Origin of the sequence: Streptomyces sp. NPDC007162 (assembly GCF_040634175.1) — a bacterium.
Taxonomy (GTDB): Bacteria; Actinomycetota; Actinomycetes; order Streptomycetales; family Streptomycetaceae; genus Streptomyces.
The window spans coordinates 1-1213 of sequence record NZ_JBEYFC010001039.1 but is presented as its reverse complement, the minus strand read 5'-3'; the positions used below and the strand labels follow the sequence as shown (position 1 = coordinate 1213).

Below are 1213 nucleotides of genomic sequence, written 5' to 3'. Positions count from 1 at the left end.
GCTCGTCGGACACGGACGCAGGCTGCCCCGACTGGGCACTCTCGACAGGCTCCACGGTCTCCAACTCCACGGCGGTGTCAGTCACTTGACGTCACTCCCATGATCGTCGGATCCGCCGTTAGATTTACACTCCTCCTACATGTGCTCCGCGAGTTCGAGACCTTCTACAACCGGCATCGGCCGCACCGAGCCCTGAACCAAGCCGCACCGCTCCGACCGCTACCCAAACCGATCAGCGTGCCAGCACAGATCAGGTACCTGGAAGTCCGCCGACGAGACCGACTCAGCGGAACCCTTCATGAGTACCGACGTAGCGCTTGACCAGGCCAGATGATTTATCGGCACCCACAGTGCCGGGAGACAGGGTGACCCACAGGATGGCGTGGCATGCACCTGGCTACCGAGCGAGGCCTCACATACTCAGCCGACGGGCGCGCCGAAGTGCCGCCGTGCTCTCTCCGCGGCGCTCGACGGTCTCCACCGCTGGGCGGCAGCCAGGGAGCCGGAGCGCTCAGCCCCAAGAACCTGGGTCCAACAACCACGACGGGGCTGTCGACGACCGGTTCCGAGCTGCAAGGCGATCCAGAAGTCCTTGACCGCCCGCAGTTCACCGGTCCTCGCCTCAGCTCTGCGTTCTGCCTACATCCACCCCGCGTCGTGCGACCTCGCCGCGGCGAGCTGCTCCTCAGTGAGGGTCGACGGGTCCAGCCTGCTGACCACCGCCCAGTGCTTCTCAACAGGGCAGCGAGCGTAGCGCGTGGACAGGGTGAGGCGCAGAGACTTGATGCCGACGAATGGTACCCATGTAGCCGTGTAGAGGTGTCCCGCCGCACACTGCACGATCGACTTTTGAGGCACGTGACTCTCCTCCGTGGGGCCTCAGGTGGACTTGATCTCGAAGCTGCTGCCGTTGCGCGGACCGAGGCGCGCTGTCACCCGCGGCTGTGTGCCTGCGTCGCCCTGCACCGTCAACTCCTCGGTGCTTACGCCGAGTCGGGCCACACGCTGGCCCTTGTAGCGGAAGAACACAGCGACCTCATGGACGCCCGCCTCGACCGAGACCTCCGTAGTGCCCCATCTCGCGGGCCGCTCGACGCCGTCGATCTCCACCACCGGCCTCGTCAAGGCGCGGTGGAAGGGCAGCGCCACCAGCGACGGACGGATGTCGAAGAGGACCTTCACCATTACCGAATTCCTTGCCTGGTTGTTAGAT

The 1213-nt window shown here is 65.1% G+C and carries 1 protein-coding gene; it reads right to left on the bottom strand.

The annotated features are described in order from the left end of the window. Positions 1 to 879 precede the first annotated feature (879 nt). Positions 880 to 1213, bottom strand: a 334-nt coding sequence (locus ABZ646_RS46970; RefSeq protein WP_360534015.1) for a hypothetical protein, incomplete at its 5' end; no start/stop codon positions are given.